13 protein-coding genes are annotated in these 14,672 nt (G+C 72.5%); 4 read left to right on the plus strand and 9 right to left on the minus strand.

The annotated features are described in order from the left end of the window. Positions 1-42: 42 nt before the first annotated feature. Positions 43-1,122: a diacylglycerol/lipid kinase family protein gene (locus B056_RS0112920; protein ID WP_018502286.1), complete on the minus strand. Its 1,080-nt coding sequence runs from the start codon at positions 1,120-1,122 to the stop codon at positions 43-45. 143 nt (positions 1,123-1,265) lie between these two features. Between B056_RS0112920 and B056_RS0112925 the strand changes: the two genes are divergently transcribed. Continuing rightward, positions 1,266-1,706 (plus strand): hypothetical protein, encoded by a 441-nt coding sequence (locus B056_RS0112925; RefSeq protein WP_018502287.1) that lies wholly within the window; start codon positions 1,266-1,268, stop codon positions 1,704-1,706. Between the two features lie 188 nt (positions 1,707-1,894). Here the strand turns inward: B056_RS0112925 and B056_RS0112930 are convergent, their stop codons facing one another. From B056_RS0112930 to sodN, 4 genes are all read right to left on the minus strand, one after another. Continuing rightward, complete coding sequence (locus B056_RS0112930) at positions 1,895-2,998, minus strand: RNA polymerase sigma factor SigF (RefSeq protein ID WP_018502288.1); 1,104 nt, start codon at positions 2,996-2,998, stop codon at positions 1,895-1,897. Continuing rightward, positions 2,995-3,531: an ATP-binding protein gene (locus B056_RS0112935; RefSeq protein WP_018502289.1), complete on the minus strand. Its 537-nt coding sequence runs from the start codon at positions 3,529-3,531 to the stop codon at positions 2,995-2,997. Before B056_RS0112935 ends, B056_RS0112930 begins: the two co-directional genes overlap by 4 nt. Positions 3,532-4,034: 503 nt before the next feature. After that, positions 4,035-4,586, minus strand: coding sequence for a GNAT family N-acetyltransferase (locus B056_RS0112940; RefSeq protein ID WP_018502290.1), 552 nt, complete (start codon positions 4,584-4,586; stop codon positions 4,035-4,037). A gap of 159 nt (positions 4,587-4,745) precedes the next feature. Beyond that, the gene (gene sodN / locus B056_RS0112945; protein ID WP_018502291.1) at positions 4,746-5,144 is read right to left on the minus strand and encodes a superoxide dismutase, Ni; all 399 of its coding nucleotides are present in this window, start codon (positions 5,142-5,144) and stop codon (positions 4,746-4,748) included. 152 nt (positions 5,145-5,296) lie between these two features. Between sodN and B056_RS0112950 the strand changes: the two genes are divergently transcribed. Continuing rightward, the gene (locus B056_RS0112950) at positions 5,297-5,632 is read left to right on the plus strand and encodes a S24/S26 family peptidase (RefSeq protein WP_018502292.1); all 336 of its coding nucleotides are present in this window, start codon (positions 5,297-5,299) and stop codon (positions 5,630-5,632) included. 22 nt (positions 5,633-5,654) lie between these two features. Here the strand turns inward: B056_RS0112950 and B056_RS0112955 are convergent, their stop codons facing one another. Further along, the gene (locus tag B056_RS0112955) at positions 5,655-6,278 is read right to left on the minus strand and encodes a dTDP-4-dehydrorhamnose 3,5-epimerase family protein (protein ID WP_018502293.1); all 624 of its coding nucleotides are present in this window, start codon (positions 6,276-6,278) and stop codon (positions 5,655-5,657) included. Between the two features lie 962 nt (positions 6,279-7,240). On the opposite strand from B056_RS0112955, the gene B056_RS0112960 reads away from it, so the two are divergent. Further along, positions 7,241-8,515 (plus strand): NAD(P)-dependent malic enzyme, encoded by a 1,275-nt coding sequence (locus B056_RS0112960; protein ID WP_018502294.1) that lies wholly within the window; start codon positions 7,241-7,243, stop codon positions 8,513-8,515. Positions 8,516-8,616: 101 nt separating this feature from the next. Here B056_RS0112960 and B056_RS43585 read toward each other — a convergent pair whose 3' ends face one another. Continuing rightward, entirely contained in the window at positions 8,617-8,760 is a 144-nt protein-coding gene (locus tag B056_RS43585; protein ID WP_195905899.1) for a hypothetical protein, read from the minus strand. Positions 8,761-9,178: 418 nt separating this feature from the next. Between B056_RS43585 and B056_RS0112970 the strand changes: the two genes are divergently transcribed. Then, a complete protein-coding gene (locus B056_RS0112970; protein WP_018502296.1) occupies positions 9,179-10,153 on the plus strand; it encodes a zinc-binding dehydrogenase in 975 nt (324 codons plus the stop codon). A 64-nt stretch (positions 10,154-10,217) separates the two neighbouring features. Here the strand turns inward: B056_RS0112970 and B056_RS0112975 are convergent, their stop codons facing one another. Both B056_RS0112975 and B056_RS0112980 read right to left on the minus strand, forming a co-directional pair. Next, positions 10,218-10,397, minus strand: a complete 180-nt coding sequence (locus tag B056_RS0112975; RefSeq protein ID WP_018502297.1) for a DUF6104 family protein — start codon at positions 10,395-10,397, stop codon at positions 10,218-10,220. A 143-nt stretch (positions 10,398-10,540) separates the two neighbouring features. Then, positions 10,541-14,251 (minus strand): multifunctional oxoglutarate decarboxylase/oxoglutarate dehydrogenase thiamine pyrophosphate-binding subunit/dihydrolipoyllysine-residue succinyltransferase subunit, encoded by a 3,711-nt coding sequence (locus B056_RS0112980; protein WP_026239651.1) that lies wholly within the window; start codon positions 14,249-14,251, stop codon positions 10,541-10,543. Between the last annotated feature and the right edge of the window lie 421 nt (positions 14,252-14,672).

The raw sequence follows: 14,672 nt of genomic DNA on the forward strand, positions 1-14,672 counted from the left end.
GCGACCGCGCCGGGCTCCCGGCGGTGCTCGACGTGCCGGGTGCTAGGCGATGACGCGCAGGGCCCGCGGGTGGTCGGTGAGCTCCACCAGTTCGAAGCTTCCCAGGACCTCGCCGTCCATCTGCACCGCGACCGGCCGATCGGCCCGCAGGGTCACCGCCGCCGCGTCATGCAACGTGACGACGTTGCGGCCCCGGGGGGCCGAGTCGTCGCCCAGCATCTGGAGTCCCGTCCGCAACACGCTCGACAGCCGGGTGTGGCGCAGCCCCACCAGGTCCAGGCCGATGTCGAAGGAGGCCTCCGGGCAGGCGGCGACCGGCCGGTTGTTGAGGTAGGTCCAGGGCCGCGTGTTGCAGACGATGGCGAGTGACACCTCGACGGGCTCCCGGCCCCGCCGCGCGGCCTCGGCGCCGTCGGGCGCCGAGGCGTCGGCAGCGGCACCATCGGTCACGGGGCTGTCGGCCTCGGCGCCGTCGGCAGCGGCCGGGTCGCCGTCGGCCGCCGAGCGCCCGGCGGCGCCCCCGTCCAGGACGCCGCCTGCCGCGGTGATGCTGATCGCCGGGCCGGAGCGGCCGACCCGGCGGACGAGTTCGGTGGTCGCGCAGCGCAGGAACAGCCCGGCGGTGCTGCGGCGGCCCTTCTCACGGCGGCGCTCGACCGCGGCGACCACGTCGGCGTCGAGACCCATGCCGAGGCAGAACGTGAAGTAGCGGGTCTGGTCGCCGTACCGGGCCCGGCCCACGCTCACCTGACGGGAGCGGCCCTCGCGCAGCGCGGCGAGCAGCTCCCCGGTGGCCTCCACCGGGGACGCCGAATACCCGAGCGCCCGGGCGAAGACGTTGGTGCTCCCGCCCGGGACGACGGCCAGCGCCGGGCCCTCGCCCGCGGGGCCGCTCCCGACCAGGCCGTTGACGATCTCGTTCACGGTGCCGTCGCCACCGAGGACGATCACCACGTCGACGCCGAGTTCGCGGGCCCGGGCACCGAGCTCCACCCCGTGGCCGCGCCCCTTGGTGACCACCGTCTCCAGGGCCACGTCCGCGGCGAGAGCGGTGGCGAGCACGTCGCGGACCCGCTCGGTAGTAGTGGTCGCGACCGGATTGACGACCAGCAGCCCGCGCATGCCAATACGGTAGCCTGCGCAACCATTCCGGGCGTCGGCTGGGAAAACTCTCACACCGTCCGTGCGGATCCCGCGCCGCGCCGCAGGCGTTCCGGCGTGGTCCGCGCAGTGCCGCCATGGCGAACGGGACGTAATCTCGGCGGATGGGTACCAACCGCGGCCCCGCGGGGGCCTCCGGCCCTGCTCCGGCTCCGGGCGGCCGGGTTCTGCCGCGTCCGCTGCTGACCGCGGGCGTGCTGCTCGGTGTGGAGACGGCGGTGCTCACCGGCCTGGGCGCGCTGCTGATGGTCCGGGGCTTCGGCGCCGACATCGAGGACGTCGGCCGGGCGGAGACCGGCGGTCTGCTCGCGCTGGTGGGTGCGGCCTGCCTGGGCCTGGTGACCTGGGGGGTTCTGCGCGGCCGGTCCGGTTTCCGGTCGCCGGCGCTGGTGACCCAGGTGCTGTGTCTCCCCGTCGCCTGGGGCCTGTTGCAGGGTGGTCTGTACGGCTACGGCGTGCCGCTGGTGGTGGTTCCGCTGGCGATCATCGTGGCCCTGGGCTTCGGCGGCGGGTACGCCGGGCCGGCCCGGGAGGGCGACGCGTGACGGCGGTGCGCGGGGTCGGCCGGGTGGGGGTCTGAACCGACCCGGGCCCAGGGGTCGGTTCGCCGGCGGGCGGTGCCGTGCGTATCCGCGCCGAGCGCGGGCCGGACAGGCAGCCGAACAGAGCAGGCGGCGAACAGGACGGGCGGTTCGGACGGCGGGTGCCGGCCCGGTTCAGCCGTCTTACGAGCTCAGCCGTCTTCCAGTAGCCCGCGGCGGAGCTGGGCCAGCGTGCGGGCCAGCAGCCGGGACACGTGCATCTGTGAGATGCCGAGCTCGTTCGCGATCTGCGACTGGGTCATGTTGCCGAAGAAGCGGAGCAGCAGGATGCGCTTCTCCCGCGGGGGAAGCTTCTCCAGCAGCGGCTTGAGGGACTCGCGGTACTCCACGCCCTCCAGCGACTCGTCCTGCACTCCGAGGGTGTCGGCGACGGCCGGAGCCTCGTCGTCCCCGGAGTCGGGCGCGTCCAGCGAGACGGCCGAGTAGGCGTTCGCCGACTCGAGGCCCTCCAGGACCTCTTCCTCGGTCATCTCCAGGTGTCGGGCGATCTCGCTGACCGTCGGCGAGCGGCCCAGCGACTGGGACAGCTCGGAGGTGGCCTTCGTCAGCGAGAGCTTGAGCTCCTGGAGCCGGCGGGGCACCCGGATCGCCCAGCCCTTGTCGCGGAAGTGCCGCTTGATCTCCCCGACGATCGTCGGGGTCGCATAGGTCGAGAACTCGACCCCGCGCTCCGGGTCGAACCGGTCGACGGACTTGATCAGCCCGATGGTCGCGACCTGCACCAGATCGTCGAGCGGCTCGCCGCGGTTGCGGAACCGCCGGGCGAGGTACTCGACGAGCGGAAGGTGCATGCGGACCAGCTGGTCGCGCAGGGCGGCCCGCTCCGGGTCACCCTCGGGCAGCGACACCAGGCGGACGAACAGCGCCCGGGCCCGGATCCGATCCGGCGAGCCGGCGCCATGCCCGGACGAGCCGGACCGGGAGCCCGGGCCCGCCGCGTCGACGGTCTCGTCCGGCTGGGCCTGCTCGCCCACGGTCGAGGCAGGCGCCGGGCCGCCGTACTCGGCGTCGGACGCGTGCTCGGCCAGCCCGTCGGCCGCCCGCGCCGCTCCGGTGACGCCGGCGACGTCCGTTCCGGCGATCTCGGTGCTGGCCAGATCTGTTCCCGTGAGGTCGCCGGCTCCGCGCTGGCTGAGCGCCGCGACCGGGTCACCCGCGTCCGCGGGGCCGAGGCCGCCCGCGCGGTTCGCGGGGACCGTACGTGGGGTGGTTGGTGTTCTGCCGGCTGAAGTCACGACGTGCCTACCGTGTCGCCGAGGGCCGCTGTGGAGGCCGCGCCGGAGCCGCGAACGTGCCCGGCCGGGGGCTCGCCCAGGTCGGCCCGGACACCACGGCGCTTCTGGAGGGCGATGCTGACCCGGGAACCCGGACCGGTCGAGCTGGAGACGTCGCCCGCCAGCGCGGTCAGCACCGTCCAGGCGAACGTCTCGGTGGAGGGCGGCTCACCGTCGAGGCTCTCGACGGTGACCAGGACCTTCATGACGCCGGGCTCGAGGGCGAACCTGCATTCCAGCGACGAGCCGGGAACGGCGGAGACGAGCAGCAGCGCGCACGCCTCGTCCACCGCGATCCGGAGGTCCTCGATGTCGTCGAGGGTGAAGTCCAGCCGGGCCGCGAGCGACGCGGTGGCCGTCCGCAGGACGGTCAGATAGGCGCTCGCGGCGGGCAGGGTGAGCTGGACGACATCGTGCGGGCCGCCGCCGTGGGTGGCCTCGCCCGAGGTGCCGCCGGAGTTCTCCGCGCCGCCGGTCGAAGGCGTCGGATTCACGTTCCTACCCCCAAGAGCCCGGGTCGTGCGAGGAAGGTCCTCGTCGATGATGTCGGTCTTCGTGCGTTTGTGTCGGGTGTTTCCGTCACCGGGTGTTGCTCGTTCGTTGGTCTCGATCTGACTGGGTCGCGGTTGCCTGCGTCGCGAGGTGGGGTTTCCTGCGGCCCGTGGTGTTGTGTCCGTTTCCGGACGACACTCCGGTGCCGGCGCCTACCCGAACCAGCGGGGTGTTACTCCGATGATGGCCCTGCCGAGGAGGTCCGACTCGCGTGGGGCCCCGTCGTTCACCACCGTACCCAGCCCGCCTGGGGTATCGCAGGTCGGGTGATCAGAACAGGGCGCCACGGGCCCGACTGGTCACGGATGGCCGATTTCTGCCCGGCCACCTGGGTGTTCTCGGTGCCGGGCGGGGCCGGGGCGGCGTCCGCCGGCGGTCGGGGAGCCGGGCCGGGGGTTAGATGACAGTGACCTTCAGGGCACGGTTTGAGCCGGGAAGGTGCACGTCAGGTAACACCGCCGTGATGCGGGCGCGGGTCGGCCAGCGCGTCGATCGCGCGGGCGTCCAGCCGCCAGGTGGTCCACTCCGAGGTGGGTGCCGCCCCCACCGACCGGTAGAAGTCGTGCGCGGGGGTGTTCCAGTCCAGGACGGCCCATTCCAGCCGTTGGTAGCCGCGCCGCCCGCAGATCCGGGCGAGCTCGGTCAGCAGCTCCCGGCCGTGCCCGGCGCGGCGGTGCTCGGGCCGGACGAACAGGTCGATCAGGTACATCCCAGTCTTCCCCGTCCAGGTGGAGAAGGTCGGATGCCACATCGCGAAGCCCACCACGTCGGTGGCGTCGGCACCGGTGGCGGTGGCGGCGTCGTCGGCGGTGGTGGCGGCCGTATCGCCCGGCGGCCGCGCCACCAGGCAGTACGCCGCGGGTGGTTCGCCGAACAGGGCCGCGGTGAGGTCGTCGGCGGTCATCGCGACCGCGTCCGGCTCGCGCTCGTAGGCCGCGAGGCCGCGGACCAGGGTGAGGACGGCTGCGACGTCCCCGCGCCGGGCAGGTCTGATCATGTCCGCTCCTGGCGGGATGCGATCACTGAGATCCCCGGTGGACGGGCACCCGCCCCACCAGCCGGCGGGACGCCCGAGCCACACGCAAAACCGGACGCCCCCGCCGGCTGGCACTCGGCCACCCGGCGGGAACGCCCGGCCCTGGCTGTCGCCCGGGACTCAGGCGGCGGCCTTCGTCTCCCAGAAGATCGTGGAGATCTCGTCGATCAGGTCCAGCAGCTTCTGGCCCTGCGTCGGGTCGACCGAGCCCTTGGCGCCGGCCGCGCCGGCCGCCTTGGTGGCCTGCCAGAACAGGTCGTGCAGCTGGGGGTACTTCTCCAGGTGGTTCGGCTTGAAGTAGTCGGTCCAGAGCACCCAGAGGTGGTGCTTGACCAGCTCGGCGCGCTCCTCCTTGATGACGAGCGCGCGGGCCCGGAACTCCGGGTCCGTGTTGGCCTGGTACTTCTCCTGGATGGCCTTGACCGACTGGGCCTCGACCTTCGCCTGGGCCGGGTCGTAGACGCCGCAGGGCAGGTCACAGTGGGCACTGACGCTGATCGCGGGATGCAGCAGGCTCATGCCGCCGTCCTCTCTGTATCGCCTCGGGTCTGTCGCCCAGGGGCGGCCGCGTCCGCGCCGGGCGGGTCGGCCCTGGGTGGTTGCGATCGCGGGACGTGGCTCGCGAGTGGAAGTCCGCGGACCGGTTTCCCGCCTTCTGGCAACCTACCCCTGTGAGCCCACGTGTTTCCGTGCGGGCGGTCGCTGTCCGCGGCGAGTCGATGCGACCGACCCTGAATGACGGCGACGCCTGCCTCGTGCTGTGGGGCGTGCCACCCCGACCGGGTGACGTGGTGGTGGCGCGGCTGCCCGAACGGGGGCTGGGGGTCAAACGGGCCGAGTTCACCGACCCGGACGGATCCTGGTGGCTGCGCTCGGACAACGTGCGCGCCGGCACCGACAGCGCGACGTTCGGGATGATCCCGGCCGGCGACGTCCTCGGCCGGGTCGTGGCCCGGTACTGGCCACGCCCGCGCCCACTGCGCCGCGGCCGGCCGCCCCGGGCCTGAACCGCCCGCGGGAGCGGTGCGGTCAGCCGCGGCTCGCGCCGGTGCTCAGCGGCCGCAGCGAGTCGTAGAAGGCTCGGCAGTCTGCGTAGGTGGGGAGCAGGCCCGCCGCCGCGGCCTGGCTCAGCGTGGGCGCCGCGGTGTCCTTCTCCGACAGCAGCGGGGTCAGCTCGGCCGGCCACGGCAGGGCCAGGTCGGGATCGAGCGGGTTGATCCCGAACTCGCGCTCCGGCGTGTACGGCGTGGAGCACAGGTAGGTGATCGCGGCGCCGTCCGTCAACGCCATGAAGGCGTGCCCGAGCCCCTCGGACACGTACAGGCCCCGCCGGTCGACGTCGTCGAGCAGGACGGCCGCGTGCGACCCGAAGGTCGGCGAACCGACCCGGATGTCGACGACGCAGTCCAGTACCCGGCCGCTGACACAGGTCACGTACTTTGCCTGGCTGGGCGGCACCTGGGCGTAGTGCACGCCGCGCAGCGTTCCCGCCCGGCTGACACTGGCGTTCGCCTGGGCGAGTTCAAGCCGGTGCCCGGTCACCGATTCCAGCGCGTCCACACGGAACCATTCTAGGAATGTTCCGCGCGGGTCGGAGTGCTGGCGAGGGGTGAACAACCAGGCATCGGCGATCGGCAGCTCGGTTACCTCCACGACAACGCACGCTACTAGGTTGGGCGCGGCGATTCCCGGCCAGCCTCGTCGCCTGCCGTGTGCCGTCGGTGGACGTGCCGCTTCGGCTGGTTGACATCGGGATCGGCCCGACACGTGCGGCTTCCACTCCGTGAGATGACGGTCGGCGGATGGTGATCGCGGGTCGACCCGAGCCGCGTTCGAAACCCCCGTGCGTCGCCTGTCGCACTCCGCGGGTCCACGGACGAACAACGCTCGCGTTTCGAGTGAATCGTCTCACGCTTTATCGGTGGTGGATGTGTCGCGAGGCACGCGATCATTGCCGCCGCGGCTGTGCGGAAACCAGTCCGAAACGCGGCGGATTCCGCGCCCGGGCCGACGCTGCGGGCCGGTTTCGGCTCGTTTCCGAAAACGCAACGGGAGCTCCGGCGGCGGCCTTCCGGCGCGTCGCCGGGAGCGGACCGGCGCCCCGCCCCGAGCCACCGCCCGCCGTCGGGTCGGGCCGGGCGCCGTAGCGTGCCGCCGGGTGTGCCGGACCTGGCGGCACGGACTCCGCGCGACGCCGCCCCCCGGAGTCGGATGGGCGACAGGTGCGGAAACGCGGGACGACGGACGGCTGTGAACGGCCTGGGCCGGACTCATCGCGGGGAGCCCGACAAGTGCCATTACGTCACAGTTCAGCTACTTCGCGGCGTCCGGGCGGCGCACGCATGTTTCACGCGGATGTCATCCGGGGTTGGCCGCAGGTGAACCGGACCAGGAGGCCCGGAGCCTCGCGCGTGTCATATTGGAAGCAGCGTCGGGCCACCCCCGTCGCAGGCATGTGGCAGTCCAGCCGCCTCACACGTCGAGGCGGCGCAGCAGTGCCCGCAGCCCCGCGAACGCCCGATCTTCGCCGGGGCCCCGGGAACGTCCAGCCACGTCCGGTCAGTGACACCGTTCGCCGGACGGAACCGCCGTGGCTTGTCCGAGGAGCCCCTTTCGTGACCGCAACCACAGACCACACGACCCTCGACTCGTCCCTCGCGGCCCCGACCGATGGGCCCGTCTCGCCCGCGGCACCGGTGACGTCGCCGGGGTTCGACGGGCCGAGCCCGCGCCCGTCCGACGACGACCCCGCCTTCGCGCTGCACCGCGGCGGGAAGATCGGAATCGGGCTGACCGCACCCCTGAACAACCGCGAGGACCTCTCGCTCGCCTACACCCCCGGCGTGGCCCGGGTGTGCACGGCGATCGCCGAGACGCCGGCCCTGGCCGACGAGTACACCTGGCGTGCCAACACTGTGATCGTCGTGACCGACGGAACGGCCGTCCTGGGCCTGGGTGACATCGGCCCCGCGGCCGCCCTGCCGGTGATGGAGGGCAAGGCGGCCCTCTTCAAGCACTTCGGTGGGGTCGACGCGGTGCCGATCTGCCTCGACTGCACCGACGTCGAGGAGATCGTCGACACGGTCGCCCGCCTCGCCCCGGGCTTCGGTGGAGTGAACCTCGAGGACATCTCAGCCCCGCGCTGCTTCGCGATCGAGTCGATGCTGCAGGACCGCGTCGACATCCCCGTCTTCCACGACGACCAGCACGGCACCGCGATCGTCGCGCTCGCCGCGCTGGAGAACGCCGCGCGGCTGACCGGGCGCACCCTCGGCGACCTGCGGGCCGTCGTGTCGGGCGCCGGTGCCGCCGGCGTGGCCGTGACCCGCATCCTGCTCGCCGCCGGCATCGGTGACATCGCCGTCGGCGACAGCCGCGGCATGATCTACCCCGGTCGGGACGGCCTGACGACGGTCAAGGCCGCCCTCGCCGCCGAGACGAACAAGGCGGGCCTGCGCGGTTCGATCAACGAGGCGCTGGCCGGGGCGGACGTCTACCTCGGCCTCTCCGCGGGCAAGGTGCCCGAGGAATCCGTCGCCACGATGGCTCCGGAGGCGATCGTCTTCGCGATGGCGAACCCGGATCCGGAGATCGACCCCGAGATCGCCCACAAGTACGCCCGGATCGTGGCCACCGGCCGCAGCGACTACCCGAACCAGATCAACAACGTGCTGGCCTTCCCGGGTGTCTTCCGGGGCGCGCTGGACGTGCGTGCCAGCCGGGTCACCGAGGGCATGAAGCTCGCGGCCGCCCGGGCGCTCGCCGACGTGATCGCCGACGAGCTGGCCGATGACAACATCATCCCGAGCGTCTTCGACAAGCGTGTCGCGCCCGCGGTCTCGACCGCCGTCGCCGCGGCAGCCCGCGCCGACGGAGTCGCCCGCCGCTAGCAGCACACCTCCGCGGGCCCCCGCGGGCCCTGTGGCGAAACCGTGGCGGGTGAGCGAGTCCCCGGACTCGCTCACCCGCCACGCTTGTCTGGACGGGGGGCTCAGACCCGGCCGCAGCCGGGGCAGGGGCGGTTCTCGCTGGCCTCGGTCAGCGGGCGCAGCGCGCCACAGCCCTTGTAGGAGCAGCAGACGAAGTCCGCCGACGGGACGATGATCACCGGGTCGCCCTCCGTCACGAGCACCACCGGCGGTTCCGGTACGGGGACCGGCCGGCGTCGTCGCCAGCCGAACCGGCGGCGGTCGCCGTCCCGGACGAGCCCATCTCGGGCGACCCCGTTCCGGCCGCCCCCGTCCCGGCTGGCCGAGGCCGGCGTACTCCCCTGGGTAACCACGGGATTGAGTTCAACACATCCGGTCCGACCGCGCGACGGCCGGGCTACCGAAGCCCGCCGGTCGGCCGGTGGTCGATCTCCCCGGTCGCCCCGGCGTGCGGGAGGGATCCGGGCGAACCATGACGAAGAACGACGGTGGCGTCGGGCCGTGTCGTATGCCGCGTTCCCCGGAACCGGACACGGATCGGACACGGACCGGAAGCCCGGAGCGGGCGACGGGGACGGGCGGTTCGGTGGCGTCGCCGGGCGGCGTCGTCCTAGGGTTGCGCTCGTGCTCGCCGCCGCCGCCGTCGCCATCGACCCGGACGATCCGCTGGCCGGCCTCGCGGTCGGCGACCAGCCGGAACCGGTCGTGCCCGAAGGCTGGACCACGGTCACCGTGCGGGCCGCCGCGCTGAACCACCACGATCTGTTCAGCCTGCGCGGCGTCGGGCTGCCACCCGAGCGTCTGCCCATGATCCTGGGCTGCGACGCGGCCGGGGTCAGCGCGGACGGCGACGAGGTGATCATCCACGCGGTCATCGGTGACCCGGCTCGCGGCGACGGTGACGAGACCCTGGACCCGAAGCGGACCCTGCTCTCCGAGCTGCATCCCGGCACGCTCGCGGAGCGGATCGCCGTCCCACGGGGCAACCTCGTGCCCAAGCCGGCGGCCCTGTCGTGGGAGGAGGCGGCCTGCCTGCCCACGGCCTGGCTCACCGCGTACCGCATGGTGGTCAGCCGGGCGGGCCTGCCGGCGGACGGCGGCGGGACGCTGCTCGTCCAGGGTGCCGGCGGCGGAGTGTCCACCGCGGCCCTGATGATCGGCAAGGCGGCGGGTCACACCGTGTTCGTCACCTCCCGGGACGAGTCCAAGCGCAGGCGGGCGCTCGAGCTCGGGGCCGATCTGGCCGTCGAGTCGGGGGCGCGCCTGCCGAAGCGGGTCGACGCCGTCATCGAGACGGTCGGGGCCGCCACCTGGTCGCACTCGGTGCGTTCACTGCGCCCGGGTGGCCGGATCGTCTGCTCCGGGGCCACCAGCGGCCCGAACCCGCCGGCCGAGCTCAACCGCATCTTCTTCCTGCAGCTCTCGGTGATCGGTTCGACGATGGGCACGCGCGGCGAGCTCGCCGAGCTGGTCGACCTCCTGGAACGCACCGGCACCCGCCCGCTCGTAGACGACGTCCGCCCGCTCGCCGACGCCCGGGTCTCCTTCGGGCGTCTCGCGGCCGGCGAGGTCTTCGGCAAGCTCGTCCTGACCGTCTAGCCGACCGTCTGGCCGCGCGCGGCCGACCGGCCCCGGGCACACCGGCCCGGTGCCCGGCGGTGGGTCAGAGGTCCGGGTCGTCGTCGGGGCGGGCCAGCCAGGTCGCGAGCTGCTCGACGGCGTCCTCGAACTGCGGGTGCAGGTCGACGAAGGTGCGCAGGGCGTCGGCGAGCGAGTCGAACGACACCGATTCCTCGCCGCGGCGGGCGGCCAGCTCCTCGATGCCCCGGTCGGTGAAGTACATGGTGGAAAGGTATCCGCCCCGACCGGGCGGCGGCGCCAACGAGGTCCGGCGGTGCGCCGGGCCCGAAGTAAACGGGCCCGGCGCACCGCCGGAGGTGTCTCCTGACCGGCACGCGGCCGGCTGGCACGGGTGTGCCGCTGGGGTCAGTCCCCGAAGGCCGCCTCGACCAGCGCGGCCTGCTCGCGCTCGTGCACCGAGGACGAGCCGCCCGCGGGGGCGGCCGCGGCGCGGCGCGAGACCCGACGCAGCCGCAGGCCGTCCGGCAGCGACTCGGGCAGGTTCAGCGCCATGTGCGGGTAGGCGCCCTGGTTCGCCGGCTCCTCCTGGACCCAGACCAGGTCGGTGACGTTCGGGTAGCGGCGCAGCAGCGCGGCGAGCTCCGGCCCGGGGGTCGGGTAGAGCTGCTCGACGCGGAGCAGCGCGAACCGCTGCGCGTCGTTGCGCTTCACCCGCGCGGCGGCCAGGTCGTAGTAGACCTTGCCGGCCGACAGGAGCACGCGCTTCACGCTGGCCGGGTCGCTGACCGCCGCGTCGTCGATGATCGGCTGCCAGGATCCTCCGGTGAGCTCCTCGACGGAGGACGCCGCCGCCTTGAGCCGCAGCATCGACTTCGGCGTGAAGACGATCAGCGGCCGGCGCACCGGCGACAACGCCTGCCGGCGCAGCAGGTGGAAGTAGCTGGCCGGGCTGGACGGCGCCGAGACGGTCATGTTGCCGTCCGCGCACAGCGAGAGGAAGCGCTCGATGCGGGCCGAGGAGTGGTCGGGGCCCTGGCCCTCGTAGCCGTGCGGGAGCAGCAGCGTCAGCGACGAGCGCTGGCCCCACTTGGCCTCACCGGCCGAGATGAACTCGTCGATGATCGACTGCGCGCCGTTGGCGAAGTCGCCGAACTGCGCCTCCCACAGCACCAGGGTGTCGGAGCGGGCCACCGAGTAGCCGTACTCGAAGCCCATCGCCGCGAACTCGGAGAGCAGCGAGTCGTAGGTGTAGAAGGTGCCGACCTGCGAGTCGCCGTCCTCGCGCAGGGTGCGCAGCGGCGTGTGCTCCTCGGCGGTGTAGCGGTCGACCAGCACGGAGTGCCGCTGGCCGAACGTGCCACGCCGGCTGTCCTGGCCGGTGAGTCGCACCGAGACGCCGTTGAGCAGCAGGGTCCCGAAGGCGATGGTCTCGGCCAGCGCCCAGTCGATGGCGGCGGTCTCGACCATCTGCGCCCGGCGCTCGATCTGCGGGCGCAGGCGCGGGTGCATGACGAACCCGTCCGGAATGTTGACCTGGGTGTCGACGACCTTCTTGACCACCTCGGGCGACACCGCGGTGGTGACCGCGGCGGCCGCGGCGGCCTCCGCCGGCGTGGTCACGATGCGCGGCTGCGGCGTGGGCCGGGTCGTGGTCTCCCGGGTCTCGGCGAACGCCTTCTCCAGCTCGGCGCGGTAGCTCTTCATCGCCTGCTCGGCCTCGTCGCGGGTGATGTCCCCACGGCCGATCAGCGCCTCGGTGTAGACCTTGCGCACCGAGCGCTTGGAGGCGATGGTGTCGTACATCAGCGGCTGGGTGAAGGACGGCTCGTCCATCTCGTTGTGGCCGCGGCGCCGGTAGCAGACGAGGTCGATGACGACGTCCTTGTTGAACTCCTGCCGGTACGCGAAGGCCAGCGTCGCGACCCGGACGCACGCCTCGGGGTCGTCCCCGTTGACGTGGAAGATCGGCGCCTGCACCATCCGCGCCACGTCGGTGGCGTAGACCGAGGAGCGGCTGGACGTCGGCGACGTGGTGAAGCCGACCTGGTTGTTGATGACCACGTGCACGGTGCCGCCGGTGCGGTAGCCGCGCAGCTGGGAGAGGTTCAGCGTCTCGGCGACCACGCCCTGACCGGCGAACGCCGCGTCACCGTGGATCAGCACCGGCAGGACGGTGTAGCCGCTGAAGCCCTTGTCCAGCACGTCCTGCTTGGCGCGGGCCACGCCCTCGAGCACCGCGTCGACGGCTTCGAGGTGGGACGGGTTCGCCACCACCGACACGGGGACGGTGCGGCCGTCCTGGTCGGTGTAGACACCGTCGGCGCCCAGGTGGTACTTGACGTCTCCCGAGCCGTGCGCGGTCTGCGGGTCGACGTAGCCCTCGAACTCGTCGAAGATCTGCCGGTACGACTTGCCGACGATGTTCGCCAGCACGTTGAGCCGGCCGCGGTGGGCCATGCCGATGACGACCTCGTCCATGGCGGCCTCCGCCGCCCGGCCGAGGATCTCGTCGAGCAGCGGGATCGTCGACTCGGCGCCCTCCAGGGAGAACCGGCGCTGGCCGACGTACTTGGTCTGCAGGAAGGACTCGAACGCCTCGGCGGCGCCGAGGCGCTCCAGCACGTAGAGCTGCTCGGCCGGGTCGGGCCGCTCGGCCGAGCGCTCGACCCGGGCCTGGATCCAGGTGCGCTCCGCGGGCTCCTGGATGTGCATGTACTCGATGCCGACGCGGCGGCAGTACGAGTCGCGCAGCACACCGAGCACGTCACGCAGCGACATCGTGCGCTGGCCGGCGAACCCCCCGACGGGGAACTCCCGGTCGAGGTCCCACAGGGTCAGCCCGTGCCCGATGATGTCGAGGTCCGGGTGGCTGCGGATGGCGAACTCGAGCGGGTTGGTGTCGGCCATCAGGTGCCCGCGCACCCGGTAGGCGTGGATGAGCTCGAGCACCCGCGCGCCGTGGTCGAGGTCGCCCTCGTGGTGCGCGGAGATGTCGGGCAGCCAGCGCACCGGGACGTAGGGCACGCGCAGCGAGTGGAAGATCTCGTCGTAGAACCCGTCGGCGCCGAGCAGCAGCTCGTGAATGCGCCGCAGGTACTCTCCGGACTGCGCGCCCTGGATGATCCGGTGGTCGTACGTGCTGGTCAGAGTCATGATCTTGGAGATGGCGAGCTTCGACAGGGTCTGCTGCGACGCGCCCTGGAACTCGGCCGGATACTCCATGGCCCCGACACCGATGATCGTGCCCTGGCCCTCCATGAGCCGCGGGACGGAGTGCACCGTCCCGATGCCGCCGGGGTTGGTCAGGCTGATCGTGACGCCGGCGAAGTCGTCCATCGTCAGCTTGTTCGTCCGTGCACGGCGGACGAGATCCTCGTACGCCAGCCAGAACTGGCTGAAGTCGAGGGTCTCGGCCTTCTTCACGGCGGCGACGACGAGCTGGCGCCCCTTGGGCGTCACCAGGTCGATGGCCAGACCGAGGTTGACGTGCTCGGGCTGCACCAGGGTGGGCTTGCCGCCGACCTCGGCGTACGACGCGTTCATCGCCGGGTGGTCGACCAGCGCCTTGACCATGGCGTAGCCGATGACATGGGTGAAGGAGATCTTGCCGCCGCTCGACCGGGCCAGATGCCGGTTGATGACGATCCGGTTGTCGGCCAGCAGCTTCGCCGGCACGGCGCGCACGGAGGTCGCCGTCGGGATGTGCAGCGAGGTCTCCATGTTCGAGACCACCCGGGCCGACGCGCCGCGCAGCGGGGTCTGGGCCCCGGCCGCGGCGGGCTTCGCCGCCGGCTTCGCCACGGGCGCCGCGGCCTGGGCCGGAGCCGCCGCGGCGGGAGCCGGTGCGCTCGCGGCGGGTGCCGGAGAGGGTGCGGAGGGCACCGGCGGGCGCGGTGAACCGGAGGCGGTGGCGGCGGCCGCCTGTCCGTCGCCGGCGACCGGTGCGCCCGCCACAGCCGGGGCGGACGGGTTCGCGGGACGGTAGTCGGAGAGGAACTCACGCCATTCGGCGGAGACGCTCTCCGGATCTTCGAGATACTGCTGGTAGATCTCGAAGACCAACCACTCGTTGGGGCCGAAGTCAGGTTCTGACGCGGGTACCGTCGGTGCTGTCACGGGGCCAATCGCCTCTATCCACGGTGTACATCTCTCGCCTGTTCACAGGCCCTTCGCTACCGTCTGCTCAGGTTACCCGCCGTGGAGGGACCCGCTTGAGGTGCCCTGCCAGACGTCACATCACAATTGACACCATTTGGCCGGGTCGATCGGTTGGCCGGTGTTCCCGCCGGGCCGTCCGTCGGCCGTGGGTGGCTTTCCCTGACACCAGAAGCAATGGTCAGGCGACGGACGCGGTCCGGACCGACCGGCGGGCGTGGTCCGCGGGGGGTTCTTGACGCCCGTCCGAGGCTCCCGGTGGCGTCCTCGCCCCCGTCGCTCGCCGGGTGATCACGCGGCCCGGTCGCGTCGCTCTGGGTGACTGCCGGCCGGGGATCGGTCGGCGCGGAACCAGCACGTCAGGGGAGCCGGCAGAGGGGTG

The sequence above is a fragment of the Parafrankia discariae genome, from assembly GCF_000373365.1.
GTDB lineage: Bacteria > Actinomycetota > Actinomycetes > Frankiales > Frankiaceae > Parafrankia > Parafrankia discariae.

Bases quoted from the DNA above. Each gene is read 5' to 3' on its own strand.
- B056_RS0112940 (WP_018502290.1), bottom strand. From the start codon at position 4,586: ATGATCAGACCTGCCCGGCGCGGGGACGTCGCAGCCGTCCTCACCCTG.
- B056_RS0112925 (WP_018502287.1), top strand. From the start codon at position 1,266: ATGGGTACCAACCGCGGCCCCGCGGGGGCCTCCGGCCCTGCTCCGGCT.
- sodN (WP_018502291.1), bottom strand. From the start codon at position 5,144: ATGAGCCTGCTGCATCCCGCGATCAGCGTCAGTGCCCACTGTGACCTG.
- B056_RS0112920 (WP_018502286.1), bottom strand. From the start codon at position 1,122: ATGCGCGGGCTGCTGGTCGTCAATCCGGTCGCGACCACTACTACCGAG.
- B056_RS0112975 (WP_018502297.1), bottom strand. From the start codon at position 10,397: ATGTACTTCACCGACCGGGGCATCGAGGAGCTGGCCGCCCGCCGCGGC.